We start from the raw sequence: 24,903 nt of genomic DNA on the forward strand, positions 1-24,903 counted from the left end.
CATCGCCGAAAACACGAAAAGTTGGTCTGCTAAACATCTTCTTTAGGCGGCGGGCCTGAAATATGATCGATCCGAGATGTCTCCGGGTTCCAACGCATCACAGTGCGTTCAAGTTCACCCGACTCATAACGAGCTTCCTGCTCGTTGAACGCAGCAAGTTCAGCCTTTTGCACTTTGGAGTCGAGATTTGGTATCTCAATCCGCATAACTTCATTTTCGATAACCTCGTACACGCCCTTAACCCGGTCTGTTCTAAGAAAGCGGTAGGTCTGTTGAGCGTAATCATTGAATACACTGGGCTCGTTCACAGTGATCGTACGGTCATCGACAAGAACAACATAGCCCACGCTTTTGAGTAACGCCGAGAGCCGCTCGGGGTCGTCATCCAGCAGCATGTCTTCCTCGTCGATCATGTCGCCGAGGGTTGCTTCGACTGGCGTTGCCTTCAGCAAAGCTCGTTCTTGCTCCAGCGCCAATATCCCAGCCTTGATGCGGTCCAACACGGCCTTGATCGCTGGCAACATACCGTATTCCAATAGCCCCTCAGCAACTCGCTCACTCTGTTTGTGCAAGTCGCTGAGCTGTCCATCTATCTCAATCAACCGCTTCTCTGACTGACTGAGCGTCTTGCTCTGGGCGGCACGAACCAAAGCGGCGTGGGCAGTTTGAGACCTGATGTAATCAAACACGGCGTAGGGGATACTTCGCTTATTCGAACAGCCGTCAGGGCCATCACCAAAATGGTGGCGAGTCATGCACTTCATACTGAGTGCGCGGGTGTTGCTTTCACCTGTAGTGCAGTAGTTTTTGCCGCACCTTGCGCACTTCACCAATCCCGACATGATCTGTTTTGAGCTGCTCGATTTGGGCCTGCCCACGTCGTTCAGTCTCTTTTGCACGCGAAACCAAAGCTCCTTGCTCACCACTGGCGGGTAGACGTCCTCAATATCGTTCCAGCGACCAACGGCGACAGGATTCTTTAACCATCGCTTGATGGTGCTGAAGCTCACCTTCTTGAACTCGTCATGCTGGGCACGAAGCCGCGTTAGGATGCGACGTTCACCCAAGCCAGCGGCGTAGTCCTCAAATGCCTGAGCTACGTACGGCGCGATGTCCTCGCGGAGCCTTACCACTGGTGGCGAAGTCCTCCCGTTGGGCCATTCAGAGTTCAGCCACAACGGCGTTCTACGTCCTACTGCAACGCCTGCACGGGCCACCTCTCGTTTCTTCTCGTACGCCGCCAGTACGCGACGACTCAGGTTCTCTGAATACTGGTGCGCTTGCTGAAACTTCGCGGCCAGCAGAAAAAGATGGTTGTTGTTCGCTGACTGCCTGTCGTACCGAACGCCGTCATCAAGCGTCACCAAATCGACGCCAGCCTTAACTATCTGCTTCACGAGTTGAAGCATGTCCAACGGTTCCAGACGACCAGCCCGGTCTATGGCTTCGATCAGGATCGCTGACCCCTTCGGAATTGCACCAGTCTCAACAGCAGCCAGAAGCCGACCAAATGCGTTCTCTAAATGCGCCCCAGAATAGCCAGACCGTCCAAGGTCTTCGAAGCTCAGCTTTGACAGCCCATAGTCTGGGTTTTGCACAAGCCATGCTGCGACCATGTCGTTCTGCCGCTTGAGACTCGTCCCGTGACGCTGTGATCTTGCCGAGAACCGGACATATGAAAACGCCAGTCGTGTCATCACGCCCCCTTTTGGTGAAACTGAGGGCGGAATGATAACACCGTACCGATCTCTGCGTTCATGGGCGTGCGGATCTCATGGCTCATGGTTGCCAGGAAGGTGCTTTTGGCGCGGTTGGCATCGTCCGCCAGGTCCTTGGCCGTCTGCAGTTGCTCGATCAGTTGCCGCCGTTCGCTGATGTCGATCCAGCCGCCGATGATGCCTTGCACTTTGCCGAGGGAGTCGCGGAACGGCAGGATCCAGTGGTAGATCGTCAGCTCGCGGCCGCCGATGTGCAGCGAGCGGTCGAGAATCAAGGGCTCGTTGTCGGCCATGACGCGCTTGTAATCCTCGACGTAACCCTGGGCCTCTTCGGTGTTGCTCAGTACGCCGTCCAGAATGCTTTTGCCGATCACGTCCTCGCGCCGCTCGGCAAAGGCGGCGAGGTAGCTTTCGTTGCACATTTTCAGCAGGCCGTCGCGGTCGCGGACATAGATGGGATGAGGCGTGCCGTTGAGCAGCGCGCTCATGAATTCAAACTGATCGTTGAGCGCCCGCTCGGCGCGTTCGCGCTGTTTGATCTGCCGGCGCATCCAGGCATTCCAGGCCAGCGAGCCGAGCAGCAACAGGCTGGCGCCGCCGATGATCTGATAGATCAACAACTCATAGTCGTGCCACGCGCCGCTGCTCGGCGGCGTATAGGTGCGCCAGCGATTGTTGATCGCGGCCAGGTCTTCCGGGGCGATGCTCGACAGCGCCTTGTCGAGAATCGAGGTCAGTTCGGTCGCATTGCGTGACGTGGCCATGGCAATGCGCGCCGGTTCCTGCCCGACGGTCACGCGCATCTGCAACGTGTCGTTCAACGCCCGGGAGGAGAGGAAATAGCTGGCGCTGAACAGCGACGTGATGGCGCCCTCGGTACGGCCGTGGGCGAGCAGGTCCAGGGCTTGCGCCGGGTTGTCGACCTCCACCGGATAAATGCCCGGGTGCTGGTCGCCCAGGAAAGGCAGGATCGGGCTGCTGAGGGCCAGCGCCACCCGCTTGCCGTCCAGTTGATCGAGATTGGAGGGCGCCGAGGTTTCCTTGCGGGTGACCAGCACGAACACGTTATCCATGTACGGCCGGCTGAAATTGAAGCGGTTCTGGCGCTCTTCGCTGGGAATCATCGCGCCAATCAGGTCGGCCTGGCCCTGGCTCAACTGGTTGGTCATGTCGTTCATGCTGGCGGCATGGCTGACCTTGAAGGTGAGCCCGGTGCGCAGGCGTATGAGTTCGAGCAGGTCGGCGGTGACGCCGCTGAAATTGCCGGCTGCATCAAAAAACGTCAGCGGCGCGTAAGCCTCGTTGAACACTACGCGAACGGTCGGATGCTGAGCGATCCAGCGTTCTTCCCGTTGATTGAGCTGCAGCTTCTGGTCGGTGAGCATCAGATCGCTGCCGGCGCCCCAGCGTTTGGAAATGGCGATGCGCTCTTCCACCGGAATGCCTTTGATGATCCGATTGACGATGTCCAGCAGTATCGGGTTTGAAGCCTGCACGGCGAAGCTGAAACCGTTTGCCTCGTGCTTGCCGAAATTGGCCATCTGCACGTTGTTCAGATAGCCCTTGTTGATCACGTAGTGGGTGGAGATGGTGTCGCCCAGAAACACGTCGGCCTGATTGAAGGCCACGGCGTTGATCGCGCTCTGGAAGGAGGGGAAGGTCTGCAGGCGCGCCTTGGGATACAGCGCGGCGATTTCGTCGGGCGGCAGGTAGTGATAAACCATGCTCAGGCGCAAACCGTTGAGGTCGCCGCTCAGGGGCCGGGCCTCGCCGGCGCGGGTCACCAGGACGGGCTGATCCACGGCGTAGGGCGTAGACAGTACGATCCCGCGCGACGCCGCTTCGTAGCCATTGGCGCTGCCCAGCAGATCGATTTCGCCCTTGCTCAGCGCTTGAACCGCCTCGTCGCGGCTGGCGAAACGCAGGACCTTGACCGGCAGGTCGAGCACGCGTCCGAGAATGCCGATGTAGTCGGCGGTAAAGCCTTCGTAGTCGTGCCCGGTCAGGGTCATGTCGAAAGGCGGATAGTCCGGCGCGGAGGTGCCGACCACCAGCTCGCGCTTGTTGCGCACCCATTGCCACTGGGCGCGTTCCAGCGTCACGTCCATGTGCGCAGGGTTGGAGCGGCTCAGCAGCGTGTAGCGTTCCGGCGCCAGGGGATCTGCCTGGCTATCGAAGCTCAGGCAGACAATCACGGCTGCTATCCAATAGTCCTTTAACGCCTTTGGCATCCTGTCTCTCACACTAGCGAATTACGTTTTGCCATCTCGATAAGTTCTACCAGAGTCTTGGCCTTGAGTTTTTGCATCAATCGGGTTTTGTAAGTGCTGACCGTTTTGTTGCTGAGGAACATGCCTTTGGCGATTTCCTTGTTTGTCCGCCCTTGGGCAAACAGTTGCAACACCATCAGTTCACGGTCATTGACGAGTTTGAAGCGCTCAAGCTCGTTGGGGTCACCCTCTTTTTTGATTGATGCGGCAAGGGCCTGACTGGGAAAGTAATTGTAGCCGGATAATACCGCTTTGACCGAGCTGACAAGTTCGCTGAGGTCTTCCTGCTTGCAGACATATCCCGAAGCGCCCGACTGCATGCACCGGATGGCGAACAGGCTCGGCGCCTGAGCAGTGAGTACGAGAATTTTCGAGGGCAGGTTCATGGCGTTGAAGCGGGCGAGGACTTCGAGCCCGTCCAGCTTGGGGATGCTGATGTCCAGGATGATGAGATCGGGCATGCATTCACGGACCATCTGCATGGCGTCGACACCGTTGTCGGTCTCTCCGACCACCTCGTAATTCTCGTTTTCCAGAAGCATACGTATGGCCATTCGTATGACCGGGTGGTCGTCGATAATAAAAATAGAGTTCATGATCAATCCATAACGGGTGGCAAGAAAGCGCGCACCTTATCCCAGATGTTCAGAGGCGCACACGAAGAGATCATGCCCGAAGCGCTATATAGGAATGTTCCTACAGAAATAAGCGTATGTGCGTACGTGGATACACGCAGCGGTCATGAATGTTTAATACGTAACAGCATTTACCATCAATCGATATGCATTTAAGTGCGCGCGTTTATTGCGAATCGGAATAACCCTACATAATCCCGAAACTTTGCCTACCTGCTTAAAGATGTCGGTTCAACGATATCAACGGCGCTTTGGCAATAGGCGCTGGGCAGCGGTCTGTATTCTTGCCCGATATATCCAAAAAAGGCTGCCATGCAGGCAACCTTAAGCGGGTGCGGACAGCAGGCTGATCAGCTCGAGGGTGTTAAGCGGCTTACTCAGGCACCCCAGCAGTGGCAGGCCCAGCGCCCTGGCCTCGGACTCAAGGTTCGCCAGCGGATCCGCGTCCAGGCCGCTGAGCAGCACGGCGCGCTGGACCAACCCGCGCTGGTTCGCCGTCTGAATCAGCTCCAGGCCACACATGCCTGGCAGACGCTGGTCACAGAGCAGCAGGTCATAGGGCTCGGCGCTGCGCTCCATGGCGCCGAGTGCTTCGCTGGCATTGAGCGCTGGCGTGACACGGTACAGGCCGTGGTTGTTCAGCAGAATCTGCAAGGCAATCAACTGAAACGGATGATCCTCAACCAACAGGATTCGGAAATCTTTCGTGAACATCGGCGGTTCCAGACGTAGGGGAAATGAGCGCCGCCGTTTGAAGGCGGGCCGGCGGCGCGCTCGCAGGGCGGGCGGTGTCTTCGGGAGGTAATGGGTCGGGTTGTCCCAAGGCTCGGAATGGCGCGGATTATTCGGCAGCGATGTATGACCAGCGATAAGGGCATTCCGACGGTTGCGTAGGAAATGTCCGAAGTTGCTGTTGGATTGACTGAAGCACCAACGAGAAAAGCCCGAATACCGGTTCGTATTCGGGCTTTGGCAAGCGTCCTCGGAAGGGCGCCACGGCTGGCGGGCAGCCCTAGGAGGGGTTGGAGTGGCCGGTCATCTCACGGGCCATTTCGCTGGCGTAGCTGTCGGTCATGCCGGCAATGAAGTCGATGACCCTGAGAAAGGACGTGTGCAACGGCCAGCTCGGGTCGGGCGCGTTATTGCCCAGCAGATCGAGAATGCGCCGGCTCTTGAACGACGGCTCATGCCCGCCGAACTGTTCCAGCGCCGCGCCGCAGAAGGCGTTCAGCAGGATCTCAAGCGTGGTGTAGGCGCCGATTTCGTGCAGCGTCTTGCGCTTGTCCTGGAAGATCTTCTTGCGCGCCATGTCCTTGGCGTTGAGCACGCAGCGCTTGGCCGGCCCGTGCATGTGTTCGACCAGATCACCCTGCAGCGTGCCGGCCAGCAGTGCGTCCTGCTGTTCGACGAACGCGCGGGCGGCGGCGTTGGTCAGGTGCTCGATGGCCTTGCCGCGCAGAATCGCCAGCTTGCGACGACGGGAGTCATTGGGGCCCAACTGACGATAGGTTTCGGGCAGGTCATCGCCCACCAGGCCCAGCAACAGCGACTCCACTTCGTCGTAGGTGAGCAACTCCATTTCCAGGCCGTCTTCGAGATCGATCAGCGCGTAGCAGATGTCGTCGGCCGCCTCCATCAGGTACACCAGCGGATGCCGGGCCCAGCGTTGGTCCTCGATCTGCGGCAGACCGAGCTTGCCGGCGATTTGCTCGAGGATCGGCAGCTCGCTCTGGTAGCAGCCGAATTTGTGTTTCTTGTAGCCCAGCGAGTCGGCATGACGCGCCGTCCACGGGTATTTCAGGTAGGTGCCGAGGGTGGCGTAGGTCAGCCGCGTGCCGCCTTCGAACTGGTGGTACTCCAGCTGAGTCAACACGCGGAAGCCTTGGGCGTTGCCTTCGAAATTGAGAAAGTCATTGCGCTCGACTTCGCTCATCGCGTCGAGCCAGCCGCGGCCGGCGGCCTGTTTGAACCAGTTGCGAATGGCGTCTTCACCGGAGTGGCCGAACGGCGGGTTACCGATGTCGTGGGCCAGACAGGCCGATTGCACGACCATGCCCAGATCGCTGGGGTCACACCAGTCGGGCAGGGCGCTGCGCAGGGTTTCGCCGACGCGCATGCCCAGCGAGCGGCCGACGCAGCTGACCTCCAGCGAATGGGTCAGGCGCGTGTGAATGTGGTCGTTGCTGGTGACCGGGTGGACCTGGGTCTTGCGGCCAAGACGGCGAAAGGCACCGGAGAAAATAATGCGGTCGTGATCCTTGTGGAACGGACTGCGGCCCAGTTCCTCAGGGCTGTGCAGGGTTTTGCCAAGGCGCTCGCGGGTGAGCAGGGTTTGCCAATCCAAGGCCGGTACTCCGTCGGGTGATTACCGCGCTAGCTTCCCGGTTCGCCCCGCACGCTGCAAGCACAAGATCGCCGATGCGGGGTCAAAAAGCGTCATCAAAACCCTGCTGCGTCGACATCGATCAGCAACAGCCGCTCGCCGTTGTCGAAGAATTGTCCGGCCGTCAGGCAATACTGATTGCTGGTGGCGTCCCGGTAGGTACTCGACAGGGTCAGGCGCCGCTCGTGCCAGCCCTCGGCCAGCAGGTGATAGAAATAGGGACGCCACGACCAGTTATGGCCCAGATACCGGGCGTCCGCGGCCCACGCGCCGTTGCGCCATTCCAGATTCGGCGTGAGCTGCGTGCCATGGCGGTCGCACTGGTAAAAGCGCAGCAGCCACGGAAAGTCAGTGACCTGGGGCAAATCACTCAGCGGCGCGTTGCCCTCGGCCCAGCTCTGCAGGCGGGACATCAACTGCGTGAGTTGCCGGCGCAGGGTCATCAGCCGTTCGCGCTCACCGACTTTCTTCATCACGTAACGATCACGCAGGGCCGCGAAGCGGTCGACAAAAGCATCGGCGTCAAAGAAATCCAGCTGCGCCGGGGCGAACAGATAGCCCTGGACGTAGCGCGAGCCGCATTCGAGGGCGAAGTCCAGCTCGGCTTCGGTCTCGACCCCTTCGGCGATGATCCAGCACCCGGTTTTCTCCGCCATCTGCGCGAGGGCCTTGACCACATCGCTGCTCGGGCCGCCCCGCGCTGCGGCCTGAAACAGGCGCATGTCGAGCTTGAGGATGTCGGGCTGCAACGCCAGTACCCGGTCCAGCTGCGAATAGCCGGCGCCGAAATCATCGATGGCAATGCGCGCGCCGGCGTCGCGGTAGCGGGCGACCACCTCGTTCAGGCGCTGGCCATCGCCGCTCAATTCGGTGATTTCGAAAACGATCCGTTCCGCGGGAATGCCGTAGGTCTGCAGCTGCTTCAGGCTGGGCGGCGATTCGTCGGCGCGCAGGCGGCTGATCCAGCGCGGGGAGATGTTCAGGCTCAGGAACCAGTCGCTCGGCGCATCGTGAAAGCGGCTCAAGGCATTGTCGCGAACCTGACGGTCCAGCCGACGCAATTGTACCGCCGGGCGCCGTGGGTCCGTGAACAGCGCGCCGACCGATTGCAGGCTGCCGTCTGCCTGGCGCAGACGGCCCAGGGCTTCTACGCCGGCGATGCGCCCGGTCGCGGTGTCGATGAACGGCTGGAAACAGGCGAGCGGTTGCCCATCGAACACGGGGCCTCCTTAGCGGCGGTTGATTGGAGTGGTGTTGGCGACGGATTGGCTGAGTGTTCTCGTCTGACAAGCACCGTCACCTCACCCGATACGCGTATCGGGCAAGGCGGGGTTGCTTAGCAAGAATGCAGCCAGAAGGCTTTTAGCGACGGTGGGACGAGTTCTGCAGTGCCATCTTGATCAATGGCAACACGGTTGCGCTGAACTTGATCAGGCGGGTGACACTGCCGGTCTTTTTGCTGCGCGTGCCCTTGCCGGTGAGGAACCCGAGCAGGGTGACGGCACCGACGCCCCACAGCGGCCCATGCTTAATGCCGAGGGAGCCGGGGAGGTCGGAGGCCATGCCGCGCATGCGTTGCAAAGGGTGCATCAATCGCGAGGATTCCTGACGGATCTCCTGACGGTGCATTTCCATGCGCAGGCGGATCAGCGCCTTGCGCAGCTCGCGACGGTTATGGGTCTGGGGCAATTGAGGTGCACTCATGGCATCAGTCGCTCGCGGTCGTTGGCCAGTTCTTCCAGGGTCGAATGGAAGGGTGAAGACTCATCGAACACAGCCGCCTTAAGCCGCATGGCGCAGAACAATGCCGCCAGGGTGTATAGCCCGCACAGGCCGACGATCCCGTAAAGGCGATAGCTGTCCCAGACGAGAACCAGCAACAGCGCGGACAGGCCGATGAGCAGCAGCAACGCGAAAACCAGCGCCAGGCCTGCGAACAGCAACAGCCTGACCGTACGGGCTTTCTGTTCCTGAAGCTCAATGCCGAAGAGCTCGACATGGGTGTGCAGCAGCCCTAGAAAGGCCGCACCCAGCCGTCGTGGCGAAGAGGATTGATCGGTCCCGGTTGGACCTGTCGGCTGCGTCATGGCCGTTAGCGCCGGGTGGCCAGCAGGCCCAGCAGAAAGCCGACGCCAGCTGCGATGCCTACCGATTGCCATGGATTGTTCTGAACATAGTCCTCAGTGACGATGACCGCTTCCTTGCCGCGTGCGCGCAGGGTTTCTTCGGTCAGCTTGAGGGTTTCGCGTGCACGGAGCAGGCTTTCGCGAATCTGCTCACGCAGTTCGTCAGCCTGTTCACCGGCCAGGGAGGCCGTGTGCGCCAGCAGTTTTTCCGTATCGGCAACCAGCGTCTGGAAGTCAGACATCAATATGTCCTGGGCTTTTTCTGCTGTAGGTCGAGCCATGGTTTTCTCCTTAGGGGATGACGATATGGGGTTTCGAGTATGGCGCATTCCTGAAGGTTCATTCCAATCGCGTGAACAGCACTGCCGTTTCGGCCATGGCGTTTTCTGCGCCGTTCCGGTGCGCCCGCCGAGGGTTGCGCGCCAGTGTGGGCAGGCGCGTGGAGGGAGGTCTGGGCGCATGGGCAGGCTCGACGGTGTTTCCGGGGAGTTCTAGACTGACTCATCCAAACCCTTGCAATCGCAGCCACAGAGGGGCCGAGCCATGCCATCGGAATGTCAGCTATTTGGAACGTTGGGGTGTCATCTGTGCGAGGTGGCCGAAGCGGAACTGATGCCGCTGGTTGAGCACGGCTTGATGGTGGAGCTGGTCGACATTGCCGACAGCGAGGCGGACCACGAAACCTACAGCCTGCGAATTCCCGTGCTGAGGCGGGCGGACACCGGTGCCGAACTGGACTGGCCGTTCGACACCGATCAGGTCGTGCTGTTTCTGAGCGACTGACGCCCACGCGATCAGGGCACAGGACTGCGCGTTATCGCTGGCTTCAGAAATGTCGCGTATCAGAGGTATTGCGTGTCGACCACCATGGCTTGAGCGACAGCGGCTTTCTGCTCGTCGGTCATGCCGTCCCAGACGTGGACTTTGGCGTAGTAGCCAAGGCCGGCGACGATGTACAGGCTCAGGGTGAGCACGATGAACACCGACATGAACGTCCAGCGACCCACGTCGTGGTCTTCGTTGGAAAAGGACTGGGAGTAGTTGTCATCGTTCTGCGATGACGTACCGGTGGAGAGACGTTTGATCCATTGGAAGAATTGAACCAGCATGGGCGTAACCTCAAAAGTTGCGAAAAGAAATCTGTGGTGGCAGCACGTCGTGCAGTGGCGCCCGACGCGCGATACAAACGCTGAAAACGAAAAAAGCCCGTCGATGACGGGCTTTCTTTTTATGGGTTCAGGTCTGGCAGGCGTTTTCGATTTCAGTCACGTGGGTGTTCGTGTCCGCTCGGATTCGCGCCTGCGTGCCGATTTCGAAACATTTTAGGACAAATCAATTTGCGCATCCAGCACCGCACTGTGGTTGTCAGACAACTGGCGCCGGTTTTCCGTGCGACATAACGTCGCGCGCCGCTGTGGGGCTCGGAATAGAGCCCTCCCGCGAAACCGTCATTTGCCCTGTCGCGTAAAGCGTCGCCGGCATTGATAATGCCGACCCTGTCGCCTTCGTTATTTCAGCCTGAGTCATTTATGTCCGCACCTGTGTTCACCGCCGCCCACCGTCAAGCCAGCACGTTGTATCTGCCGCCCGGACCCTGGTTGACGGTGCTCGACTGCCTGTGCGAGCGCTTCAGTGCCATCAGCCGCGAGCAGTGGCTCGACCGGATCGCGCGGGGCAAGGTGCTGGACGCTGACGGCCGGCCGATCGCCGTGGACCTTGCGTACCGCGAAGGCCTGCGCATCCATTACTTTCGCGAGGTGCCCAACGAGACGCCGATCCCGGTGCACGAGTCGATCCTGTACGCCGACGAGCATCTGGTGGTCGCCGACAAGCCACATTTCCTGCCCGTCACCCCCGCCGGCGAGTACGTCGAGCAGACCCTGCTGCGGCGACTGATCCGTACCCTCGACAATCCTGATCTGGTGCCTTTGCATCGCATTGACCGGCACACGGCGGGGTTGGTGCTGTTCTCGGCCAGCAAGCAGACGCGCTCGGCGTATCAGGCGCTGTTTCCTACCCGGCAGATTGAAAAGCGCTACGAAGCGATTGCCCCTGCGCTCCCGGACATGGCATTTCCTCGCGTGCACAAAAGCCGTCTGGTCGATGGCGAACCGTTCTTTCGCATGCAAGAGGGCGACGGGCCGAGCAACACCGAGACGCGCGTGGAAGTCAGCGAGAAAAATGGCGGGCTCTGGCGCTACGCGCTGTATCCGGTGACCGGCAAAAAACATCAACTGCGCGTGCACATGGCGGCCCTGGGTGCCGGCATCTGCAACGACCCGTTCTATCCCGACGTGCTCAAGGATGCCGTGGACGACTACGCCCACCCGCTGAAGCTGCTCGCCCAGGGCTTGCGCTTTGTTGACCCGGTGACCGGGCAGGAGCGGGTGTTCGAAAGCCGGATCACCCTGGACTGGTGAGGCACGGATTTTTCGCCGTCCCACCGCTATACGCCAGACAAAAAAAGACCCGCTCGATTGGCGGGTCTTTTGCATTCAGCGACGGGCTATCAACCCCTCGCGATCAAGCCGGGATCACAGTTCTTTAACGGTACGAACCTGATCTTTGTTGATGCGGGTTTCTTTACCGTCCAGCTGCTTGAACTCATAGAAGCCCGAATCTTCGTCGTACTTGGGCTCGTCGGTTGCCTGGATTTCACGGCCGTCGTTCAGCGTGATCACGGTTGGCGAAGAGCAACCGGCCAGGGAGGCGAGGCTCAGTGCAAGCAGGAAGGCGGCAGGAAGAGTCCGTTGTTTCATTGCTGTGTCTCCGGGGTATTTTGTTTAGTGATGTGTCTGACGCAGAGTGTAACGGCAAAGTTCCATGAAACCTGCCCGCTGCGCTCAGTGCGTGATCTCGGTCAATAGATCCGGCGTGTTGAGGTTGGCCAGACGCGGGTCGTCGGCTTCGCACTGCAAGGCGACGGCGTGCAATTCTGCCAGGGTCCGGCGTGGGCTGCGCTGGCCCTGTCGCCAATGCTGCTCGAACACGTTCGCGTGTTGGCAGGGGATGCAGCATAACAGCGGCTCCCACTGCTCGCCCTGGCGGACCATCACCGGCACGCCGGGGTTATCGGCTGCGGTCTGGCGCAGGCCCTCGAGAAGCGCGCGATCCAGCAGCGGCATGTCACAGGGGATGACCAACAGGTAGTCATGTTTTGCCACGGCAAGGCCGCCGCGAATGCCCGCATAAGGGCCGGGAAAGTCCTGTTGCTCGTCCTCCACCAGTTGGTCGGCGTAGCGCGCGTAGTGCTCGCGGTTGCGGTTGCACGATACGATCACATCGTCCGTGAGGGGGCGCACCAGATCGTGCAAATGTTCGATAAAAGGCTTGTCGCGCCAGGCGATCAGGCCTTTGTCTCGTCCGCCCATACGGCGACCCTGGCCGCCGGCGAGCAGCAGGATAGAGCAGGGCGGGAGGGCGTCGGAAGGGGGCATGTTCAGCTCGGTCGGCGCGGAAAAAAACAGGTGCTGTGATATAACACCGCCCTGTTTCCTCTACAACCGGACCTCGCCATGAAAGCCAAGGCAGACTCGCCTTTCGTACCCCTGAACATTGCTGTTCTGACGGTCAGTGACACCCGTACTTTTGAAACCGATACCTCCGGCCAGATGTTCGTCGATCGCCTGACCACCGCCGGTCACGGCCTGATCGAGCGCGTGCTGCTCAAGGATGACCTGTACAAGATCCGCGCCCAGGTGGCGACCTGGATCGCCGATGATGAAGTGCAAGTCGTGCTGATCACCGGCGGCACCGGGTTCACCGGCCGCGACAGCACCCCGGAAGCCGTGGCTTGCCTGCTGGACAAGCAAGTGGACGGTTTTGGCGAGCTGTTCCGCCAGATTTCCCTGCCCGACATCGGCACTTCGACCATCCAGTCCCGCGCCCTTGCCGGGCTGGCCAACGGCACGCTGGTCTGCTGCCTGCCGGGCTCGACTAATGCTGTGCGCACGGGCTGGGACGGCATCCTCGCCGACCAGTTGAACAACAGCTTCCGTCCGTGCAATTTCGTGCCGCACCTGAAAAAGGCCGAACCCTGCGCGACCCGCGGGTGAGCCTTTATGAGCGCACCTGAAAAGAGTCGCCTGATGCCGGTCGAAGAGGCCATGCAGCGATTGATGGACCTCGCCGCCGCCGCGCCGATCACCGAGCGTGAAAGCGTGGCGCTGGCCGATGCCTTGGGACGCGTGCTGGCCGAGGATCTGGTCTCGACGCTGGATTTGCCGCCCTGGCCCAACAGCGCCATGGACGGTTACGCCATGCGCGTCGCGGACTGGACCGGCGAGCCGTTGCCGGTGAGCCAGCGGATCTTCGCCGGGCACGCGCCCGAGCCACTGCAACCCGGGACCTGTGCGCGGATCTTCACCGGCGCTCCGGTCCCTGAAGGGGCTGATTGCGTCGAGATGCAGGAGAACGCCGAAGTCCAGGCGGATGAGGCGGTGCGCTTTCTCGAACCCTTGAGCGCCGGTCAGAACATTCGCCCCAAAGGGCAGGAGACCACGGTCGGCGACATGGTGCTGGATGCCGGCACCGTCATGAACCCGATTGAACTGGGCCTGGCCGCGAGCATGGGTTTCGGCCACGTGCAGGTCACACGGCGCGCTCGGGTCGCTGTGCTGTCCACGGGCGATGAGTTGATCGAGCCGGGGCAGCCTTTGGGACCAGGGCAGATCTACAACAGCAATCGCGTGCTGCTGTGCAGCTGGCTGACTCGGCTGGGCTGCGAGGTGGTCGACGCGGGCATCCTTCCCGATAACCTCGAGAAAACCCGCGCGGCGCTGGGCAGCCTGAACAACGTCGACCTGATCCTCTCCACGGGCGGCGTGTCCGTCGGCGAAGCCGATTTCCTTGGCCACGCGCTGCGTGAAGAAGGCGAGATCGCCCTGTGGAAACTGGCCATAAAACCCGGCAAGCCGCTGACCTTCGGCCACTTCCGTGGGGTGCCGGTGATCGGCCTTCCGGGCAATCCCGCCTCGACGCTGGTGACTTTCGCGCTGCTTGCCCGTCCTTACCTGCTCAGACGCTTGGGCGTGCAGGCCGTCAAGCCGCTGCAGTTTCAGGTGCCGGCTGCATTCACCTGGACCAAACCGGGCAATCGGCGCGAGTACCTGCGCGGACGCCTCGAACAGGGCCGGCTGGTTGCCTACCGCAATCAGAGTTCGGGTGTGCTGCGCAGCGCCGCCTGGGCCGACGGGCTGATCGAGATTGTGGAAGGCACAACGGTGGCGGAGGGTGACTTGCTCAACTTCATTCCGCTGAGCGAAGTCATGGGCTGAAGAGGTGAGCCTTCTTCAGAAGGCTCACCCGTGGAGCTACTGTTTTTTAGCCTTCAACGCAGGCTGCGCGTCACTCGCTTCCTCGTCCATCCGGTCGGATTCGAACAGCTCGGACAACTCGGTCCGCGCCTCAAGCGCGCTTTGCATGACCTTCGCGGCATCGTCGTAGATCAGGTGCTGGCGATTCAGCACTTGTTCGTCGTGACGCTTGAATCGATCAATCCGCGCCGCCGCCTGGGCTTCACTCAGGCCCAGCCCGATCAGGGTGCGGCGGGTCATCTCCAGGCTTGAATAGAACGTCTCCCGCACCGCCTCGGCGTCCAGATCCAGCAGGCGGTGAACGTGCTGACGGTTACGGGCCCGGGCAATGATCTTCATGTGCGGGTACAGCCTGCGCACCAGCTCGGCGGTCTTGATGTTGGTGTCCGGGTCGTCGGTGGCGATGACGAAGTACTCGGCCTGATCCACCTTCGCGGCGCGGAGGATTTCCGGGCGCAGGGGGTCGCCGTAGAACACCGGTACATTACCGAAACTGCGGGTGAACTCGATGGTTTCCACCGACGTGTCCAGCGCGATGAACGGAATGTTCTGGGCGCGCAGGATACGCGCAACGATCTGCCCCATCCGGCCCATGCCGGCGATGACCACACGCGGGTTGTCGGATTCGATTTCCTTGTACTCGGGCGGTACTTCTTTGACCACCGGCTTGGGTTTCAGCCAGCGCGACATGACCAGCAGCAACAGCGGCGTCAGCGCCATCGACAGGGTGATCGTCAGCACCAGGGTGTCGTACAGCGCGGCATCGAACAGGCCCTGATCGCGGCCGATCTTGAACACCACGAAAGCGAACTCACCGCCCGCGGCCAGGACCAGCCCGAGGCGCAGCGCGCTTTGCTTGCCCAGGCCGCCCGCCAGACGACCGACGAAAAACAGCAGCGGCAATTTCAGGCCGATCAGCAGCAGCGTCAGGCCCAGCACGGTGAACGGCGAATTGATCAGCAGGCCGATGTTGGCGCCCATGCCGACGCTGATGAAGAACAGTCCCAGCAACAGACCCTTGAACGGCTCGATCTGCGCTTCCAGCTCATGGCGGTATTCGGAATCAGCCAGCAGCAGGCCAGCAAGAAATGCCCCCAGCGCCATGGACACGCCCACCAGATCCATCAGCCACGCCGTGCCGATCACCACCAGCAATGCGGTCGCGGTGGAGACTTCCTGCAGTTTGGTTTTGGCGACGATGCGGAACACCGGACGCAACAGGTAACGACCGCCGACCACGACAATGGCGATACCGCCGAGCACTTGCAGGCCGTGACGCAGGGAATCGCCGGAACCGGCATCGTGTGAACCGCCTGCCAGCATCGGCACCAGCGCGATCAATGGAATGGCCGCGATGTCCTGGAACAGCAGAATGGCGAAGGCCAGGCGACCGTGGGGCGCATTGAGCTCCTTGCGTTCGGCCAGGCTCTGCAAGCCAAAGGCGGTCGACGACAGCGCCAGCCCCAGGCCGAGCACCACGGCGCTGTTGAGCGGCTGATTGAAGCCCAGCAAGGCGACCGCGCCAATGACCACCCCCGTGAGCAGCACCTGTGCCATGCCGACACCGAATACCGATTTGCGCATGGTCCACAGGCGTCGCGGCGACAGCTCCAGGCCGATGATGAACAACAGCAGCACCACGCCAAGCTCGGAGATGTGGGCGACGCTTTGCGGATCGCCGATCAGGCCGAGGCAAGACGGGCCGATGATCACACCCGCGATCAGGTAGCCAATCACGGCGCCCAGTTGCAGGCGTTTGGCCAGAGGAACCGTGAGAACGGCGGCGAGCAGGAACACGACTGCGGCCTGCAACAGGCTGCCTTCATGGGGCATTGGGAACTCCTTGTTGAATGAGTGCGGAGGGAGAACTCTGCGTCGTTGGCAGACCCGTCCTACCGCCCTTAAACGCTTAAGCGACTGAAAGTGCGCGCATTAAACCACGTGAAAGTGACGGGCATCAGCGGCCGAGACGCTTCGTCGCAGCCTCGACGCGGTCCTGATGCGGGCGTGTCAGCATCGATGCGAGCAGGTACCATGTCCGCACATGTGTACTGCGCCCCACATCTCGACCGGTTTTAGGAATCCCGCAATGACCAACAAACAGCGTCTGATTTACTCAATCATCATCGCCCTCAGCGTTCTGGCCATCATGCTTGGCCTTTCCCATCTGCAGAACACCGGCGTGCTCAGCGAAAAGACCTTTCAATACATCGCGATCTTTGTCGCCGTCGTCGTGGTGGTGCTCAACGGCGTGCTGCGGCGCAAGGTCAAGCGCTGATCGGATCTGATCGGTGCCTCGCTCACGCGGCCTTCATGGCGGCATTTATCCGGCAGCATCAAGCGGTTACAAAACCCCGGATGAACTATTTTTCGGGTCAGGAACTCCAAAAAATCGCATTCAAAAAGCCCGCAAAGGGAAATGGAGTTCAATCATGATCAAGAAACTTACCGCTGCCGTTCTCGCCACCGCTGCCCTGACCACTGCACAGTTCGCTCTGGCGGACAAGCCGGGCGCTGGCTGGATCACCATCGAAAAAGCGATCGAAAAAGCCAAGTCGGCAGGCTACACAGAGATCTACAGCATCGAAGCCGACGACAAAGGCTACTGGGAAGGCGAAGGCCGCAAAGCGGACAGCCTGACGTACGAATTCCGCATCGACGGCACCTCCGGTAATGTCCTGCGCGATCAGAAAGACTGATCGACTCTGCGCCTGAGCGCGTGTGGGAGCCCCCGGGCTTCCACATCCATCCTCACTGAATCTGTTGCCACTTCTTCGCTTTAACCCCTCGTAGCTTTACTCCCCCTCGCATATCCGACAACCTTGCACTTCCCCCTTTACGTCAGCAGGAAGCGATGCATGAGTGTCCGGATCGAATTCAAGTCCAACCCCTCCGAAGAAGAACGCCTGCAGATCCTCGAGCCACTGAGGACCTATAACGCTGCCATGGCGGGCGACGGCAAATCCGAGAAATTTGCCCTGTTTGTCCGCGACGAACAGACCGATGCCGTGCTCGGTGGTCTGCATGGCCGAATCCTCTACAGCTGGCTGTTCATTGAACTGCTCGTGGTGCCTGAACAGGCGAGGGGCCAGCGCATGGGCAGCCAGTTGATGGCGATGGCCGAGGACCTCGCCCGCGAACGGGGCTGCGTCGGCGTGTGGCTCGACACCTTCGATTTCCAGGCACCCGAGTTCTATCGCAAGCACGGCTATGAGCAGTTTGGCCAGCTGGATGATTATCCGCCCGGGCACCAGCGGCTGTTCTTCCAGAAGCGCTTGCAGTCGGAGTAATCAGCGCTGTGCAGCGCGCGGCGGTTTACGCGAACCGCTTGGGGCTGTAAGGCGCCGGATCGGTAAACGGCGTGGCGCCGGTCATCATTTCCGCCAGCAGTCGGCCTGTGACCGGGCCGAGGGTCAGACCATGGTGGGCGTGCCCGAAGTTGAACCACAGCCCTTTGTGGGAAGCCGCCGGCCCGATGACCGGGCGCATGTCCGGCAAACACGGCCGGCGACCCAGCCTGGGTTCATCGTCCAGCCGCTCGCCTAACGGATAGAGCCTTGGGGCGATGGCTTCGCAGCGGCGCAGCTGGATCTCGTTGATGGGCGCGTCTGGTGCGGCGAACTCGACGCCGGTGGTGAGGCGAATCCCGCGCGCCATGGGCGTCAGCACACAATGCCGGCGCCGAGGACGACGGTGTGGCAATTCACGATCTGGCTATCAGCGGTCAGCGAATCCATCGAGCGGTCCTCGTTCGGTTGAGGTCAGGGCGGCCATTGCGCGAGGCACGCAGTTTACCCGCTTGTGGCCGCGCAGTACTCTGCAGAACGAGCGTCTCCAGGCGCCTGCCTTCTCTGTTTCGCTTCCACGTCCAATAATCACAACGGAGCTTCAGATGCCTTCAACCCACGACAGCCAGACCACCCGGACGATTTCCTTTGCCGATCTGACCGAGCTGCTGCGGCAGATCTTCGTGCGCCATGGCACCTCGCCCGAGGTGGCGCACGTGCTGGCCGCCAACTGCGCGGCCGCCGAGCGCGATGGCTCCCACAGCCATGGCGTCTTCCGCATCAAGGGATATCTGTCGTCGCTGGCAGCGGGTTGGGTCGACGGCCGGGCGGAGCCGAAGGTCGAGGACGTCGGCGCAGCGTTTGTGCGCGTCGATGCCATGGGCGGCTTTGCCCAGCCGGCGATGCAGGCGGCCAAGGCTTTGGTCATGGACAAGGCGCGAAGCGCAGGGATTGCCATTCTGGCCATTCGTAACTCTCATCACTTTGCCGCGCTGTGGCCGGACGTCGAGCCGTTCGCCCAGGAGGGGCTGGTGGCGTTGAGCGTGGTCAACAGCATGACCTGTGTCGTGCCCCACGATGGACAAAAGCCTTTGTTTGGCACCAATCCTATTGCCTTCGCCGCGCCCCGCGCCGACGGTCAGCCCATCGTTTTTGATATGGCGACCAGTGCCATCGCCCATGGTGACGTGCAGATTGCCGCCAGAGAGGGACGCATGCTCCCGCCCGGGATGGGCGTCGATCGCAATGGCCAGCCGACCGAAGACCCGAAAGCTATTCTCGACGGCGGCGCCTTGCTTCCCTTCGGCGGTTACAAGGGATCGGCGCTGTCGATGATGGTGGAGCTGTTGTCCGCCGCGCTCACCGGCGGCCATTTCTCCTTCGAGTTTGATATGTCGAAGTCTCCCGGGGCGCAAACCCCCTGGACCGGTCAGGTGATCATCGTTATCGATCCGGACAAGGGCGGCGGTCAGGCATTTGCCGAGCGCAGCGAAGAGCTGGTCAGGCAGATGCACGGCGTTGGCCAGCAGCGGATGCCGGGTGATCGCCGTTATCGCCAGCGGGAGCGTTCGTTGAAAGACGGGATTGTGTTGCCCGCAGAAGATCTTGATCGGCTGGAAGCGCTCGCCCGGGTTTAAGCGCATGGTTACGGATCCAGTGCCTGAGAGGGTGGCAAGTCGCTCGGACGTCCACACTGCCCGGGGTTATCCGAGTGACCATTCGTCGCGACAGGACTTGCGTTCGAGGGGCGTTGAAAATACTGTATGTTTAAACAGTATCGAGAAGAAGAGAGCAGCCATGCAAATCAATCAAGCCAATACCCGTCAGGACTTCACCGCCCAGAAAAACGAATCGTCGTTCAGCAGCGTATGGGGCAACGAGATGCAGCGTGAGGATTTTCTAGCCCTGGCATCCGGACTTCGCCAGTTCAGCGCCAATCAGGCCAACCTTGCGTTTGTGCCAGCCAGCAGTGGCTTCGCATCGGGATATGCCACGGGCAACGCCAGCGGCTACGCGGCCGAACAGGCTCAGCTCGCAGGGGAGTGATGTAAGGGGTTGCTCCCGGCAAGACGACAGGGGCTGATTCAGGGTTTGAATCGCACCAGGACCGGGACGGGTATTTGACCGGACACCGTTTCATCTGCGTCAGGCTGGCGCATTTTACCGGTGCGAATCACCGCCAGGGCAATCAATGTGCCTACGGCGGACAGCGCCAACCAACCCAGTAAGAAAGAAATCATTGTCTGGTTCTCCGAACTACAGAAATCGGGCGGCCATTCGAAAAGAATAGCGGTACATCAGAACCTATCGGCCACGAAGGGGATTCCTTGAGCCGTCAATTCGGAAGATTGACCAAATGAGCCCAAGGGCGCAACTCCCTCGGACCAATGGGGTCTTGCTCTTTGAACATAGTCAACTTCAGGACCCTCGTTTATGAAAGATCTCGGCTCACGTCTGAAAGAAGAACGCAAACGGCTCGGGCTGTCGCAACAGGACTTCGGCTCCATCGGAGGCGTAGAAGCCAACGCACAAGGTAAATACGAGAGCGGTGAACGCATCCCACGCTCGGATTACCTCGCGGCCCTGGGCAAAAAAGGCATCGACGTCATGTACGTGCTGTCGGGCGAGCGTACCCCCATTGCCACCGACACACTGAACGAAGCGGAGCGGGCGGTCATTACTCATTACCGGGCGCTCAGCGAAGACGACCGCGAGGCGATTTCGCAGCTGGCCACGTCGCTCTCCGAGTGCGCGACTGAGTTTTCCGGCTCTGCGTAAAAGGTCGTGCTCTGCATAGGGTCGCGTTCTGCGTAGCAGATGACCAAGGCCGGTTGCGATCAAATATATGGAACGTATATGCTCCGTATATTCTTCGAGAGGTCGCTATGGGACTGGTCAAAATTTCCGAACAGATGCACGCCAACATTCGTTGCGCCAGCGCGGCCTTGAGTCGCTCGATCAATGCTCAGGCCGAGCACTGGATGCGGGTGGGCATGCTCGCCGAGCTGCACCCCGGTCTGAATTACAGCGAGATCTGCCAGTTGCTGATTCGCGCTGAAACGTCCGGCGGCGCCGTGTTGAGCCTTCAGGCCAGCGACCTTGTACCGGATCTGGCACCGGCCAGGGCGGTGTCCCAGTGAGCATCAGCATCAAGACCGAAGCCGACCTGGTCGGGCTACGTGTGGCGGGGCGTCTGGCGGCAGACGTACTGGCGATGATCGCAGAGCACGTCAAGCCGGGCATCAGCACTGAAGCGCTGGATGACATCTGTAACGCGTACATCGTCAACGAGCTGAAAGTGATCCCCGCCAACGTCGGCTATCACGGGTTCACCAAAACCACCTGCATCTCGCCCAACACGGTCGTCTGCCACGGTATTCCTTCGGCGGAAGATGTGCTCAAAGACGGCGACATCGTCAACATCGACGTCGCCGTCATCAAAGATGGCTGGCACGGCGATACCAGCCGTATGTACTACGTCGGCGAGGTCAGCCCGCTCGCCCGCCGTCTGGTCGAAACCACCTACGAAGCCACGCTGGCGGGGATAAACGCGGTGAAGCCCGGCGCGACATTGGGCGACATTGGCAACGCCATCCAGACTGTGGCCTACCGTGAAGGCTTCAGCGTGGTGCGCGAATACTGCGGACATGGCATCGGTCGCAAGTACCACGAAGAACCTCAAGTGTTGCACTACGGCGCGGCGGGCAAGGGGCTGAAACTCAAGACCGGCATGGTCTTCACCATTGAGCCCATGATCAATGCCGGCAAGCCGGGCACCTACGTGCTGGAGGATGGCTGGACCGTGCTCACCCGCGACCAGTCGTTGTCGGCGCAGTGGGAACACATGGTGGCGGTGACCGAGACGGGGTTCGAGCTGCTGACCCCTTGGCCAGATGGCACCGGTGACTACCCGGCGGTCTGAGCGCAGGCGTTAAGCCAGAGGCTGGGGAGAGGGCTGGACGCATGAAGTCACAATACGGGGCGTGACGAAAACGAGACTCAGCTTGTAGGCTCCTTCTCGTTCCCCTGTGGTGCTGCGTCCTGACAGGCTTACGATGTCCAGTGCAGGCAGCACCAGGGGAGAACACCACTTTATCGATTACCTGAAAAAACCGGCCTTGGCCGGTTTTTTTATTGCACGCGCACGCGCTTAGTGCCGGGACTGCTCCACCTCCAGTTGCTTGGCCGCCTCGACACCCGAAGAACTGAGTTTGATGGGGTACTTCAGAGACCGATCCCCCTCACTGACGCGATGGACGCAGCCGTCGTGGATCAAGCCCGCCGTCTGCAAATGCTCCAGAGTGTCTGCGACTGCGTTCTCCCCCCTGTAGTTGTCCAGTACTTCTTTGCCCAGGCCTGCCGGGTGGGCGTGCAGCAATCGGGTCAGGACTTCCTGTTTCAATGCGTTGTCGATGGTCATGTTTACCTCGCTTTGCTGGTGTGATGAGCGCTGCTTGTAAATTCCGACCGCGTGAATCAGGGTTTGTTTGCAGTTTTCCTCGATCAGGTGCGTTTCCATCGCACCTGCGTGACGCCCAGGCCTTCCGCGCAAAGCAGCGCCAGTTTCACCGGGCCTGCGCAAATGTGGCCCTCGACTGCGCCCACCCCGGCGTGCAAGGTCGCAAAATGCAGCGCCTCACTTTCGCAGAGAGGGTTGCCGTGATGATTGAAGTGCCGCGGCTCACCTTGAAAGCGGTAATGAATTACAAAATCCTTGTAGTCATTCATTGTCCTGGCCTGTAGGGGGGGGCGTGCAGTGACGCCGGGTGAATAAGGGCTTCCTTGATGTACCGGACAGCTTGCGCGTCGACTGCATCGGCATTGCTGTCTTTTCATTTCGAGATCGATACAGGCTGATCAACTCTCAATGGGCCTCGGGCCGTAATGCATCTCCACCCGAGACGGGCCGTCCGCAATCGGGTTGCGAGGCGACCAGCCGACGCAGAATTGCACACCTCCCTGAGCGTTTAAAATCCCTCGCCGATGGGCGGCCATGTGCCATATCGATATGGATATTGCCCCTATATCCAGACGAATTGAACGGATGAATAGGGCGTTTTCGAGGGGGCTGCCGGGGATCGGATCAGCCCGATACAGTGACCGCTGGCAGCGCCGGAAATGTTTTGTGCGAAAGAGGCATATTGATGGCCCGCGCCGGCTGCCATTTCTGGAAAAATCCTTTTTTATCAATTAATTCCGGGATGAAATGTGTATGCGCAGTGTGGGCTTGGCCGTGGTGGCGGCTTTTCTGGCAGCGGTGTCCGTCACCGCGCACGCCAAGGACCTCAGCAAGAACGACCTGCAGGTCTGCAAATGGGGAGCGGGGGTCGCGGGGGCGGCGCAGCAGTCCAAACTCTCTGGGACAACCCTCTACAGCGCGCGCAAAAAGCTGCAGAGCCGCAAGTTCGCCAAACCGTGGATGAGCAAGATGGCGTTGGGCATCACGGAGCAGACTTACAAAAGCCCCTCGAAGCTGAAGCCCGCCGCTGTGAAGCAGACCTACTACGAGGGCTGCATTCAGCACGATCTGGCGCGTAAATGAGTCGGGAAGTCAGCCCGTTCTGGGCAGTCTCGCCTGCCACTGTGTGGCAGGCGAGTTGAGTGGGGATCAGCGTGCGCCGTTGTGGATCAATGGCAATTGCCTGCCAAGTGATAATGCTGCGCTTCTGCCGCCGCCGGGCTGTTGAACTCCACCCGGTTCTTCTCGGCGATCGCGTTGTACGAAGGGCAGTCCGGGCGGTGGTAAACCATGGTCTTCCTGTTGCCGCGAATCGCCAGCGTCAGGTTGGCCGGGCTGCCACCGGCACTCGCAGCGGGTTTCATCGGATTGCCCGCAGAGGGTCGGGCTTGCGCGGTGACGGCAGACGCGCTGGCTGCGCCGTTGCCGCCGCTCAGGTTGGCGCTGAGGAAAATCGGCGCGTGGTCGGAGACGCTGTCACGGCCCTTGGCGTGGGTCAGGCCGAGGAATTTCGGGTAATCGAACACTTCGACCTTGTTCACCCGGATCGCCGACTGCTTGCTGATGAAGATGTTGTCGTAGAGGTTGGCGAATTTGCCATCCTTGGTCGACAGCGTGCTGGCGCCTTCCAGTACCAGCGGCCTGGCGCTGGTATCGAGTTTGTCCCACGCCGGCGAGTTGGGCGGGGTGTTGAAGTCGCCCATCAGCATGATCTGGTTGTTGCCGGGGTAGGTTTCCTGCAACCAGGTCCAGTAGTTGGACAGCGCGACGATTTCCGAAGCGCGGTCCGCCTGGTTCTTGCCGTAGAGGATGTGCACGGTGGCCACGACAAAGGTCTTGCCGTCCTTGAGCGAGCGGAATTGTGCGGAGTAGGGCTCGCGCTCGAAGGTATCGCTGCGGTCCAGGTAGCTTACGGCACCGTCTTCGTACGCGACGGCATCGTCCCGCCACACGAATCCGTACATTTCCTTGTAGGACGAGCGGCCCACGGCATGGGAGGCCATCGAACTCCAGTGCTTGCCGGTCTGCCGGGTCAGCTCCTTGGCCAGCGCGTCCAGCGCGTCTTCACTCATCAATTCCTGAACGGCGAGAAAGTCGACCTTCCGGGCGACCTTGGCGATGCCCTCGAAGTCCTTGTTCGGGCGCACGCTCAAGTGCTCCAGGTTCCAGGTGCCAATGTTGACGTCAGCGTAAGCGGTTTGCAGGAAGGTAAAAGCCAAAAGCAGAGCAGCACAAAATCTGAGCATGTTATCCAACTGGGTCGTTCATCGAGGTGGGTTCGGGTTGCAGGTCAATCTTCCTTGGGCACCGTCCAGAAAATCTGCACGCCGCCGTCGTCCCGCCAGGCCAGGGTCACGTTGTCGTTCTCGTCGATCTCTTCCAGCAACTGTTTCCAGTCGTCTTCGAGTTCGTCCGGGAGCCTGAAAATCAGCGCCGCGCGGGCTTTCTGCGCACTCTGCGAGTTGATGATCTTCTGGACCCGCACGGCCATGCGCTCGTAGTGCCCTGGCGATGCTGCCGTTGATACGTCGGTGTCAGACACGAAGTGACCCTCCTGTTTGCTGTATGCGCATACAGTATTTGAGTGTCAGACGTTTCGCAACAGCGGATCGGACAAAAACCTGCTTTCACCCAAGTTGCTGATTTTTCGGCTGATTGTGCAGATGGCGAACCAAACTCGATCACGCTGATCTGATCTGCTAGATGACGA

The 24,903-nt window shown here is 60.5% G+C and carries 32 protein-coding genes and 1 pseudogene; 14 read left to right on the top strand and 19 right to left on the bottom strand.

Annotated elements, in window-relative coordinates; all coding sequences use genetic code 11:
* Positions 1-29: 29 nt before the first annotated feature.
* The 9 genes and pseudogenes from SLW74_RS13285 to SLW74_RS13325 all read right to left on the bottom strand — a co-directional run bounded on the left by SLW74_RS13285 (position 30) and on the right by SLW74_RS13325 (position 9,413).
* Positions 30-1,697, bottom strand: a complete 1,668-nt coding sequence (locus SLW74_RS13285) for a recombinase family protein (RefSeq protein WP_410929166.1) — start codon at positions 1,695-1,697, stop codon at positions 30-32.
* Positions 1,698-1,741: 44 nt separating this feature from the next.
* Positions 1,742-3,949: pseudogene (locus SLW74_RS13290) on the bottom strand (transporter substrate-binding domain-containing protein); the annotation flags it as partial.
* An 8-nt stretch (positions 3,950-3,957) separates the two neighbouring features.
* Positions 3,958-4,584, bottom strand: coding sequence for a response regulator transcription factor (locus tag SLW74_RS13295; RefSeq protein ID WP_065991486.1), 627 nt, complete (start codon positions 4,582-4,584; stop codon positions 3,958-3,960).
* A 363-nt stretch (positions 4,585-4,947) separates the two neighbouring features.
* The gene (locus SLW74_RS13300) at positions 4,948-5,337 is read right to left on the bottom strand and encodes a response regulator (protein ID WP_065991487.1); all 390 of its coding nucleotides are present in this window, start codon (positions 5,335-5,337) and stop codon (positions 4,948-4,950) included.
* A 298-nt stretch (positions 5,338-5,635) separates the two neighbouring features.
* The gene (locus SLW74_RS13305; protein WP_410929167.1) at positions 5,636-6,967 is read right to left on the bottom strand and encodes a deoxyguanosinetriphosphate triphosphohydrolase; all 1,332 of its coding nucleotides are present in this window, start codon (positions 6,965-6,967) and stop codon (positions 5,636-5,638) included.
* A 95-nt stretch (positions 6,968-7,062) separates the two neighbouring features.
* Entirely contained in the window at positions 7,063-8,226 is a 1,164-nt protein-coding gene (locus tag SLW74_RS13310; RefSeq protein ID WP_410929168.1) for an EAL domain-containing protein, read from the bottom strand.
* Between the two features lie 142 nt (positions 8,227-8,368).
* A complete protein-coding gene (locus tag SLW74_RS13315; RefSeq protein WP_410929169.1) occupies positions 8,369-8,710 on the bottom strand; it encodes a hypothetical protein in 342 nt (113 codons plus the stop codon).
* Positions 8,707-9,093, bottom strand: coding sequence for a phage holin family protein (locus tag SLW74_RS13320; RefSeq protein WP_065991491.1), 387 nt, complete (start codon positions 9,091-9,093; stop codon positions 8,707-8,709). Before SLW74_RS13320 ends, SLW74_RS13315 begins: the two co-directional genes overlap by 4 nt.
* Positions 9,094-9,098: 5 nt before the next feature.
* Positions 9,099-9,413: a YqjD family protein gene (locus tag SLW74_RS13325; RefSeq protein ID WP_065991492.1), complete on the bottom strand. Its 315-nt coding sequence runs from the start codon at positions 9,411-9,413 to the stop codon at positions 9,099-9,101.
* A gap of 262 nt (positions 9,414-9,675) precedes the next feature.
* Between SLW74_RS13325 and SLW74_RS13330 the strand changes: the two genes are divergently transcribed.
* A complete protein-coding gene (locus tag SLW74_RS13330) occupies positions 9,676-9,915 on the top strand; it encodes a glutaredoxin family protein (protein WP_065991493.1) in 240 nt (79 codons plus the stop codon).
* Positions 9,916-9,974: 59 nt separating this feature from the next.
* Here the strand turns inward: SLW74_RS13330 and SLW74_RS13335 are convergent, their stop codons facing one another.
* Positions 9,975-10,241, bottom strand: a complete 267-nt coding sequence (locus SLW74_RS13335) for a hypothetical protein (RefSeq protein ID WP_065991494.1) — start codon at positions 10,239-10,241, stop codon at positions 9,975-9,977.
* On the opposite strand from SLW74_RS13335, the gene SLW74_RS13340 reads away from it, so the two are divergent.
* Positions 10,240-10,458, top strand: coding sequence for a hypothetical protein (locus SLW74_RS13340; protein ID WP_065991495.1), 219 nt, complete (start codon positions 10,240-10,242; stop codon positions 10,456-10,458). The two genes, SLW74_RS13335 and SLW74_RS13340, sit on opposite strands and share 2 nt — an antisense overlap.
* 203 nt (positions 10,459-10,661) lie before the next feature.
* Positions 10,662-11,552 carry an RluA family pseudouridine synthase gene (locus tag SLW74_RS13345; protein ID WP_410929170.1) on the top strand — a complete coding sequence of 297 codons (891 nt, stop codon included), beginning with the start codon at positions 10,662-10,664 and terminating at the stop codon, positions 11,550-11,552.
* Between the two features lie 114 nt (positions 11,553-11,666).
* Here the strand turns inward: SLW74_RS13345 and SLW74_RS13350 are convergent, their stop codons facing one another.
* Together SLW74_RS13350 and mobA are read right to left on the bottom strand one after the other, a co-directional pair.
* Entirely contained in the window at positions 11,667-11,891 is a 225-nt protein-coding gene (locus tag SLW74_RS13350) for a YgdI/YgdR family lipoprotein (RefSeq protein ID WP_065991497.1), read from the bottom strand.
* An 84-nt stretch (positions 11,892-11,975) separates the two neighbouring features.
* A complete protein-coding gene (mobA, locus tag SLW74_RS13355) occupies positions 11,976-12,569 on the bottom strand; it encodes a molybdenum cofactor guanylyltransferase MobA (protein ID WP_410929171.1) in 594 nt (197 codons plus the stop codon).
* A 78-nt stretch (positions 12,570-12,647) separates the two neighbouring features.
* Here mobA and moaB point away from each other — a divergent pair, with 78 nt between their 5' ends.
* Positions 12,648-13,187 carry a molybdenum cofactor biosynthesis protein B gene (gene moaB / locus SLW74_RS13360; protein WP_065991499.1) on the top strand — a complete coding sequence of 180 codons (540 nt, stop codon included), beginning with the start codon at positions 12,648-12,650 and terminating at the stop codon, positions 13,185-13,187.
* A gap of 6 nt (positions 13,188-13,193) precedes the next feature.
* Entirely contained in the window at positions 13,194-14,408 is a 1,215-nt protein-coding gene (gene glp, locus SLW74_RS13365) for a gephyrin-like molybdotransferase Glp (RefSeq protein ID WP_410929172.1), read from the top strand.
* A gap of 36 nt (positions 14,409-14,444) precedes the next feature.
* Here glp and SLW74_RS13370 read toward each other — a convergent pair whose 3' ends face one another.
* Positions 14,445-16,280 carry a monovalent cation:proton antiporter-2 (CPA2) family protein gene (locus tag SLW74_RS13370; RefSeq protein WP_410929173.1) on the bottom strand — a complete coding sequence of 612 codons (1,836 nt, stop codon included), beginning with the start codon at positions 16,278-16,280 and terminating at the stop codon, positions 14,445-14,447.
* A 256-nt stretch (positions 16,281-16,536) separates the two neighbouring features.
* Between SLW74_RS13370 and SLW74_RS13375 the strand changes: the two genes are divergently transcribed.
* The 3 genes from SLW74_RS13375 to SLW74_RS13385 all read left to right on the top strand — a co-directional run bounded on the left by SLW74_RS13375 (position 16,537) and on the right by SLW74_RS13385 (position 17,737).
* Entirely contained in the window at positions 16,537-16,725 is a 189-nt protein-coding gene (locus SLW74_RS13375; protein ID WP_065991502.1) for a hypothetical protein, read from the top strand.
* 154 nt (positions 16,726-16,879) lie between these two features.
* Positions 16,880-17,146, top strand: a complete 267-nt coding sequence (locus tag SLW74_RS13380) for a PepSY domain-containing protein (protein WP_065991503.1) — start codon at positions 16,880-16,882, stop codon at positions 17,144-17,146.
* Between the two features lie 159 nt (positions 17,147-17,305).
* Positions 17,306-17,737, top strand: coding sequence for a GNAT family N-acetyltransferase (locus SLW74_RS13385; RefSeq protein ID WP_410929174.1), 432 nt, complete (start codon positions 17,306-17,308; stop codon positions 17,735-17,737).
* 25 nt (positions 17,738-17,762) lie between these two features.
* On the opposite strand, the gene SLW74_RS13390 is transcribed toward SLW74_RS13385, so the two are convergent.
* Positions 17,763-18,149, bottom strand: a complete 387-nt coding sequence (locus SLW74_RS13390; protein WP_410929175.1) for an NAD(P)/FAD-dependent oxidoreductase — start codon at positions 18,147-18,149, stop codon at positions 17,763-17,765.
* A 190-nt stretch (positions 18,150-18,339) separates the two neighbouring features.
* Between SLW74_RS13390 and SLW74_RS13395 the strand changes: the two genes are divergently transcribed.
* The gene (locus SLW74_RS13395) at positions 18,340-19,371 is read left to right on the top strand and encodes an Ldh family oxidoreductase (protein ID WP_410929176.1); all 1,032 of its coding nucleotides are present in this window, start codon (positions 18,340-18,342) and stop codon (positions 19,369-19,371) included.
* A 160-nt stretch (positions 19,372-19,531) separates the two neighbouring features.
* Positions 19,532-19,780, top strand: a complete 249-nt coding sequence (locus tag SLW74_RS13400) for a hypothetical protein (RefSeq protein ID WP_410929177.1) — start codon at positions 19,532-19,534, stop codon at positions 19,778-19,780.
* Between the two features lie 38 nt (positions 19,781-19,818).
* Here the strand turns inward: SLW74_RS13400 and SLW74_RS13405 are convergent, their stop codons facing one another.
* Positions 19,819-19,974, bottom strand: coding sequence for a hypothetical protein (locus SLW74_RS13405; protein WP_410929178.1), 156 nt, complete (start codon positions 19,972-19,974; stop codon positions 19,819-19,821).
* A gap of 193 nt (positions 19,975-20,167) precedes the next feature.
* Here SLW74_RS13405 and SLW74_RS13410 point away from each other — a divergent pair, with 193 nt between their 5' ends.
* The 3 genes from SLW74_RS13410 to map all read left to right on the top strand — a co-directional run bounded on the left by SLW74_RS13410 (position 20,168) and on the right by map (position 21,656).
* A complete protein-coding gene (locus SLW74_RS13410; protein WP_065991508.1) occupies positions 20,168-20,512 on the top strand; it encodes a helix-turn-helix domain-containing protein in 345 nt (114 codons plus the stop codon).
* Between the two features lie 107 nt (positions 20,513-20,619).
* Positions 20,620-20,874, top strand: coding sequence for a ParD-like family protein (locus SLW74_RS13415; RefSeq protein WP_065991509.1), 255 nt, complete (start codon positions 20,620-20,622; stop codon positions 20,872-20,874).
* Positions 20,871-21,656, top strand: a complete 786-nt coding sequence (gene map, locus SLW74_RS13420) for a type I methionyl aminopeptidase (protein WP_296309340.1) — start codon at positions 20,871-20,873, stop codon at positions 21,654-21,656. The genes SLW74_RS13415 and map overlap by 4 nt, the downstream gene beginning before the upstream one ends.
* A 228-nt stretch (positions 21,657-21,884) precedes the next feature.
* Here the strand turns inward: map and SLW74_RS13425 are convergent, their stop codons facing one another.
* On the bottom strand, positions 21,885-22,154 hold the full coding sequence (locus tag SLW74_RS13425) for a hypothetical protein (protein ID WP_369318100.1): 270 nt from the start codon (positions 22,152-22,154) through the stop codon (positions 21,885-21,887).
* A gap of 83 nt (positions 22,155-22,237) precedes the next feature.
* The gene (locus SLW74_RS13430; RefSeq protein WP_065991511.1) at positions 22,238-22,462 is read right to left on the bottom strand and encodes a DUF6555 family protein; all 225 of its coding nucleotides are present in this window, start codon (positions 22,460-22,462) and stop codon (positions 22,238-22,240) included.
* A 484-nt stretch (positions 22,463-22,946) separates the two neighbouring features.
* Here SLW74_RS13430 and SLW74_RS13435 point away from each other — a divergent pair, with 484 nt between their 5' ends.
* Complete coding sequence (locus tag SLW74_RS13435; protein WP_065991512.1) at positions 22,947-23,276, top strand: hypothetical protein; 330 nt, start codon at positions 22,947-22,949, stop codon at positions 23,274-23,276.
* 86 nt (positions 23,277-23,362) lie between these two features.
* On the opposite strand, the gene SLW74_RS13440 is transcribed toward SLW74_RS13435, so the two are convergent.
* Positions 23,363-24,439 carry an endonuclease/exonuclease/phosphatase family protein gene (locus SLW74_RS13440; RefSeq protein WP_410929179.1) on the bottom strand — a complete coding sequence of 359 codons (1,077 nt, stop codon included), beginning with the start codon at positions 24,437-24,439 and terminating at the stop codon, positions 23,363-23,365.
* Between the two features lie 44 nt (positions 24,440-24,483).
* Entirely contained in the window at positions 24,484-24,684 is a 201-nt protein-coding gene (locus tag SLW74_RS13445) for a DUF1654 domain-containing protein (RefSeq protein WP_065991514.1), read from the bottom strand.
* Positions 24,685-24,903: the final 219 nt, after the last annotated feature.

Origin of the sequence: Pseudomonas sp. W5-36 (assembly GCF_046540455.1) — a bacterium.
In the GTDB taxonomy this organism is placed as follows: Bacteria; Pseudomonadota; Gammaproteobacteria; order Pseudomonadales; family Pseudomonadaceae; genus Aquipseudomonas; species Aquipseudomonas graminis_B.

Excerpts from the sequence above, each read along its gene's own strand:
- moaB (WP_065991499.1), top strand. The coding sequence starts at position 12,648 with ATGAAAGCCAAGGCAGACTCGCCTTTCGTACCCCTGAACATTGCTGTT.
- SLW74_RS13345 (WP_410929170.1), top strand. The coding sequence starts at position 10,662 with ATGTCCGCACCTGTGTTCACCGCCGCCCACCGTCAAGCCAGCACGTTG.
- SLW74_RS13380 (WP_065991503.1), top strand. The coding sequence starts at position 16,880 with ATGATCAAGAAACTTACCGCTGCCGTTCTCGCCACCGCTGCCCTGACC.
- SLW74_RS13445 (WP_065991514.1), bottom strand. The coding sequence starts at position 24,684 with ATGGCCGTGCGGGTCCAGAAGATCATCAACTCGCAGAGTGCGCAGAAA.
- SLW74_RS13435 (WP_065991512.1), top strand. The coding sequence starts at position 22,947 with ATGCGCAGTGTGGGCTTGGCCGTGGTGGCGGCTTTTCTGGCAGCGGTG.
- SLW74_RS13405 (WP_410929178.1), bottom strand. The coding sequence starts at position 19,974 with ATGATTTCTTTCTTACTGGGTTGGTTGGCGCTGTCCGCCGTAGGCACA.
- SLW74_RS13400 (WP_410929177.1), top strand. The coding sequence starts at position 19,532 with ATGCAAATCAATCAAGCCAATACCCGTCAGGACTTCACCGCCCAGAAA.
- SLW74_RS13425 (WP_369318100.1), bottom strand. The coding sequence starts at position 22,154 with ATGACCATCGACAACGCATTGAAACAGGAAGTCCTGACCCGATTGCTG.
- SLW74_RS13415 (WP_065991509.1), top strand. The coding sequence starts at position 20,620 with ATGGGACTGGTCAAAATTTCCGAACAGATGCACGCCAACATTCGTTGC.
- SLW74_RS13295 (WP_065991486.1), bottom strand. The coding sequence starts at position 4,584 with ATGAACTCTATTTTTATTATCGACGACCACCCGGTCATACGAATGGCC.
- SLW74_RS13385 (WP_410929174.1), top strand. The coding sequence starts at position 17,306 with ATGAGTGTCCGGATCGAATTCAAGTCCAACCCCTCCGAAGAAGAACGC.
- SLW74_RS13350 (WP_065991497.1), bottom strand. The coding sequence starts at position 11,891 with ATGAAACAACGGACTCTTCCTGCCGCCTTCCTGCTTGCACTGAGCCTC.
- SLW74_RS13300 (WP_065991487.1), bottom strand. The coding sequence starts at position 5,337 with ATGTTCACGAAAGATTTCCGAATCCTGTTGGTTGAGGATCATCCGTTT.
- SLW74_RS13395 (WP_410929176.1), top strand. The coding sequence starts at position 18,340 with ATGCCTTCAACCCACGACAGCCAGACCACCCGGACGATTTCCTTTGCC.
- SLW74_RS13340 (WP_065991495.1), top strand. The coding sequence starts at position 10,240 with ATGGGCGTAACCTCAAAAGTTGCGAAAAGAAATCTGTGGTGGCAGCAC.
- SLW74_RS13430 (WP_065991511.1), bottom strand. The coding sequence starts at position 22,462 with ATGAATGACTACAAGGATTTTGTAATTCATTACCGCTTTCAAGGTGAG.
- SLW74_RS13330 (WP_065991493.1), top strand. The coding sequence starts at position 9,676 with ATGCCATCGGAATGTCAGCTATTTGGAACGTTGGGGTGTCATCTGTGC.
- SLW74_RS13375 (WP_065991502.1), top strand. The coding sequence starts at position 16,537 with ATGACCAACAAACAGCGTCTGATTTACTCAATCATCATCGCCCTCAGC.
- SLW74_RS13335 (WP_065991494.1), bottom strand. The coding sequence starts at position 10,241 with ATGCTGGTTCAATTCTTCCAATGGATCAAACGTCTCTCCACCGGTACG.
- SLW74_RS13370 (WP_410929173.1), bottom strand. The coding sequence starts at position 16,280 with ATGCCCCATGAAGGCAGCCTGTTGCAGGCCGCAGTCGTGTTCCTGCTC.
- mobA (WP_410929171.1), bottom strand. The coding sequence starts at position 12,569 with ATGCCCCCTTCCGACGCCCTCCCGCCCTGCTCTATCCTGCTGCTCGCC.
- SLW74_RS13410 (WP_065991508.1), top strand. The coding sequence starts at position 20,168 with ATGAAAGATCTCGGCTCACGTCTGAAAGAAGAACGCAAACGGCTCGGG.
- SLW74_RS13325 (WP_065991492.1), bottom strand. The coding sequence starts at position 9,413 with ATGGCTCGACCTACAGCAGAAAAAGCCCAGGACATATTGATGTCTGAC.
- SLW74_RS13440 (WP_410929179.1), bottom strand. The coding sequence starts at position 24,439 with ATGCTCAGATTTTGTGCTGCTCTGCTTTTGGCTTTTACCTTCCTGCAA.
- SLW74_RS13285 (WP_410929166.1), bottom strand. The coding sequence starts at position 1,697 with ATGACACGACTGGCGTTTTCATATGTCCGGTTCTCGGCAAGATCACAG.
- SLW74_RS13315 (WP_410929169.1), bottom strand. The coding sequence starts at position 8,710 with ATGAGTGCACCTCAATTGCCCCAGACCCATAACCGTCGCGAGCTGCGC.
- glp (WP_410929172.1), top strand. The coding sequence starts at position 13,194 with ATGAGCGCACCTGAAAAGAGTCGCCTGATGCCGGTCGAAGAGGCCATG.
- SLW74_RS13320 (WP_065991491.1), bottom strand. The coding sequence starts at position 9,093 with ATGACGCAGCCGACAGGTCCAACCGGGACCGATCAATCCTCTTCGCCA.